Origin of the sequence: Streptomyces hainanensis (genome assembly GCF_004348415.1) — a bacterium.
In the GTDB taxonomy this organism is placed as follows: domain Bacteria; phylum Actinomycetota; class Actinomycetes; order Streptomycetales; family Streptomycetaceae; genus Streptomyces; species Streptomyces hainanensis.
The window spans coordinates 1-3,812 of sequence record NZ_SMKI01000610.1 but is presented as its reverse complement, the minus strand read 5'-3'; the positions used below and the strand labels follow the sequence as shown (position 1 = coordinate 3,812).

General features: G+C 74.6%; 4 protein-coding genes. All 4 read left to right on the top strand.

The annotated features are described in order from the left end of the window. On the top strand, window positions 1-875 hold an 875-nt coding region (locus E1283_RS33430; RefSeq protein ID WP_132821920.1), incomplete at its 5' end, for an arsenic resistance protein. An 87-nt stretch (window positions 876-962) separates the two neighbouring features. Then, entirely contained in the window at window positions 963-1,931 is a 969-nt protein-coding gene (hemB, locus tag E1283_RS33425; RefSeq protein ID WP_132821922.1) for a porphobilinogen synthase, read from the top strand. A gap of 17 nt (window positions 1,932-1,948) precedes the next feature. Further along, window positions 1,949-2,740 (top strand): SDR family NAD(P)-dependent oxidoreductase, encoded by a 792-nt coding sequence (locus tag E1283_RS33420; RefSeq protein WP_207930636.1) that lies wholly within the window; start codon window positions 1,949-1,951, stop codon window positions 2,738-2,740. A 2-nt stretch (window positions 2,741-2,742) separates the two neighbouring features. Beyond that, window positions 2,743-3,812: serine hydrolase domain-containing protein (locus E1283_RS33415; RefSeq protein ID WP_165956344.1), on the top strand; the 1,070-nt coding region annotated here is incomplete at its 3' end.

Sequence of the window (3,812 nt, the reverse complement as noted above, 5' to 3'; positions counted from 1 at the left end):
CTCCCGGGATGGGGCCGGGGCTCGAGCACGCGATCAATCCGGTGCTGGGCGCGCTGCTCTGTGTGACGTTCCTCCAGGTGCCCGCCGCCGAGCTGCTGCGTTCGTTGCGGGCGGGGCGGTTCCTGGCCGCGGCGTTGACCGTCAACTTCGTGCTCGCGCCGCTGGTGGTGGCGGCGATGTTCGTGCTGCTGCCGCAGGACCAGGCCCTGCGTCTCGGCGTGCTGCTGGTGCTGCTGTGTCCGTGCGTGGACTACGTGATCGTGTTCAGCGGCATGGCGGGCGGCAGCGCTGATCGGCTGCTCGCGGCGACGCCGCTGCTGTTGGTCGCGCAGATGGCGCTGCTGCCCGGCTTCCTGTTCGTCTTCATGGGCTCCGACCTGGCCGACGTGGTGGAGGTCGGGCCGTTCGTCGAGGCGTTCGTGCTGCTGATCGTCGTCCCGCTCGCGCTGGCCTGGCTCACCCAGGCGTGGGCCGCCCGCCGTCCGGCCGGGCGGCGGACCTCCGACGCGATGAGCACGGCGATGGTGCCGCTGATGGCCGCCACCCTGCTGGTCGTCGTCGCGTCCCAGGTGCCGAAGCTGGACGACAGCCTGGCCGACGTGGCCCGGGTCGTGCCGTTCTACGTGGTGTTCCTGGTCGTGATGGCGTTCGGCGGGCTGGCCGTCGCCCGGCTGTTCCGGCTCGACGTTCCCGCGGGGCGGGCGATCGTGTTCACCGGGGCGACCCGCAACTCGCTCGTGGTCCTGCCCCTCGCCCTGGCGCTGCCTGACGGGCTGGCGATCGCCGCGGTGGTGGTGGTCGCGCAGACCCTGGTCGAGGTGGTCGGCATGGTGGCCTACGTCCGGCTGGTGCCCCGGCTGCTGCCGGCCCGCTGAGTCGGGTGGCCCGGTCGGGTGTCAGGGCGGAGGCGTACGGTGGGCGTGAGGACCGAGAGCGAAGAGGGTGTCGTGAGCGGGTTTCCCATGGTGCGGCCGCGTCGGCTGCGTGGCACGGCGGCGATGCGGCGGATGGTCGCGGAGAACCGGGTGCATCCGGCGGACCTGATCCTGCCGGCGTTCGTCCGCGAGGGCGTGTCGGAGCCGGTGCCCATCGCGTCGATGCCGGGCGTCGTGCAGCACAGCCGCGACTCGCTGCGGAAGGCCGCCGTCGAGGCCGCCGAGGCCGGGCTGAGCGGGATCATGCTGTTCGGGGTGCCGGAGGAGGACAAGAAGGACGCCGTCGGCACGCCGGGCACCGACCCGGACGGGATCCTCCAGGTCGCGCTGCGCGACGTGCGGGCCGAGGTCGGCGACGCGCTGGTGGTGATGTCGGACCTGTGCCTCGACGAGGTGACCGACCACGGCCACTGCGGCGTGCTCGACGCCGAGGGCACCGTGGACAACGACGCCACCCTGGAGCGGTACGCCGAGATGGCCCTGGTCCAGGCGTCAGCCGGCGCACACGTGCTCGGGCCGAGCGGCATGATGGACGGCCAGGTCGGCCACGTCAGGCGGGCGCTCGACGAGGCGGGCCACCAGGACGTGGCGCTGCTCGCCTACACCGCGAAGTACGCCTCGGCCTTCTACGGCCCGTTCCGCGAGGCGGTCAACTCGTCGCTCACCGGCGACCGCAGGGCCTACCAGCAGGACGCGCCCAACGGCCGCGAGGCGCTGCGCGAGCTGGAGCTCGACCTGGCCGAGGGCGCGGACATGGTGATGGTCAAGCCGGGCCTGCCCTACCTGGACGTCCTCCGGCAGATCGCCGACGCCTCGCCGGTGCCGGTGGCGGCGTACCAGATCTCCGGCGAGTACGCGATGGTCGAGGCGGCCGCCGAGCGCGGCTGGGTGGACCGGGAGCGGGCCGTCGAGGAGACGCTGACGGCCTTCAAGCGGGCCGGCGCCGACCTGATCCTGACCTACTGGGCCACGGAGTTCGCCGCGCGGCTCCGCTGAGCCGTGGGCGGCGTGTCATGAGCAAGCGAACGCAGGAGGCAACGCACGTGTCCACCCAGCCCACCGCCGTCATCACCGGGGCGAGCAGCGGAATAGGCGAGGCCACCGCCCGGCGGCTGGCCGCCGCCGGCTACCGGGTGGTGCTGGTGGCCCGCCGGCTCGACCGGATCGAGGCGCTGGCCGAGGAGTTGGGCGGGGCCGGCCACGAGGGCGTCGAGGCCCACCGGGTCGACGTGACCGACCGCGCGGCGGTGGACGCGTTCGCCGCCCGGCTCGACCGGTGCGACGTGCTGGTCAACAACGCGGGCGGCGCGCTCGGCATGGACCGGGTGGCCGAGGGCGACCCGGCCGAGTGGCGGGCGATGTACGAGGTCAACGTGTTGGGCGTGCTGCACATGACGCAGGCGCTGCTGCCCGCGTTGACGGCCTCGGGCGCCGGCACGGTGCTCGTGGTGTCGTCGACGGCCGGGCTCGGCACGTACGAGGGTGGCGCCGGCTATGTGGCGGCCAAGCACGGCGCGCACGTGTTGGCGGAGACGCTGCGGCTGGAGATCGTCGGCACGCCGGTGCGGGTCATCGAGATCGCGCCCGGCATGGTGCGCACGGACGAGTTCTCGCTCACCCGCTTCCGGGGCGACGCGGCGGCGGCCGACCGGGTCTACGCGGGCGTCGCGGAGCCGCTGACCGCGGCGGACGTGGCGGACTCCATCACCTGGGCGGTGACCAGGCCGCCGCACGTGAACGTCGACCTGCTGGTGTTGCGGCCGCGCGCGCAGGCCTCCCACACCAAGGTCCACCGGGAGCTCTGACGGTGCGGCTGCGCTTCGGGAGTCCGGCGGAGGCGGGGCTCGACGAGCCGGCCGCCGCGCGGCTCGTGCCGGCGGCCGAGGCGTTCCTCGACGGGCCGGCCGCCGTGCATCCCGCGTATCCCGGTTTCGTGCTGCTCGCCGCCCGGCACGGGGTGGTCGTGGCGCACGAGGCGCGTGGCTTCGCGGTGCGGCACGGCGGCGAGGCGGTGGAGACCCGGCCGGACACGGTGTTCGACCTGGCGTCGCTGTCCAAGCTGTTCACGGCCGTGGTGGTGGTGCGGCTCGCCGAGCGCGGTGCGCTCGACCTGGACGAGCCGCTGTCCCGCCGGCTGCCGGCGTTCCGCGGCGAGGCGGGGCCCGCGGCGACGGCCAGGCGGCTGCTCACCCACACGGCCGGGCTGCCGGCCTGGCTCGACCTGGGGCCCTACCCGGACGCCGAGGCCAGGCTCGCGGCCATCGCGGGGCTGCCGCGGACGCCGGGCTACCGCTACTCGGACCTCGGTCTCGTCGTGCTCGGCACGCTCGCCGAGCGGGTCGCGGGGCGCGGGCTCGACCAGCTGGTCGCCGAGCTGGTCACCGGGCCGCTGGGGCTCGTCGACACCCGCTACAACCCGCCGGCCGGCTGGCGGGAGCGGATCGCGGCCACCGAGTTCCAGCCGTGGACCGGGCGGGGCACGGTGCGGGGCTCGGTGCACGACGAGAACGCCTACCTGCTGGGCGGCGTCGCCGGGCACGCCGGGGTGTTCGGCACCGCGTGGGACGTGGCGGTGCTGGCCCAGACGATGCTGAACGGCGGCACGTACGGCGGGGTGCGGCTGCTCGGCGAGCGGTGGGTGCGGGAGATGCTGACCGACCACAACGCGGGGTGGGGCGAGGACGCGGCACGTGGCCTCGGCTGGCAGCTGAACCAGCCGAGCTTCATGGGGGAGTTGGCCTCGCCGACGGCGTTCGGCCACACCGGCTTCACGGGCACCAGCGTGGTCGCGGACCCGGCGACGGGGGTGCTGCTCGTGCTGCTCACCAACCGGGTGCACCCGACGCGGGACCGGGGGCGGGACGGGGCGTACCGGCG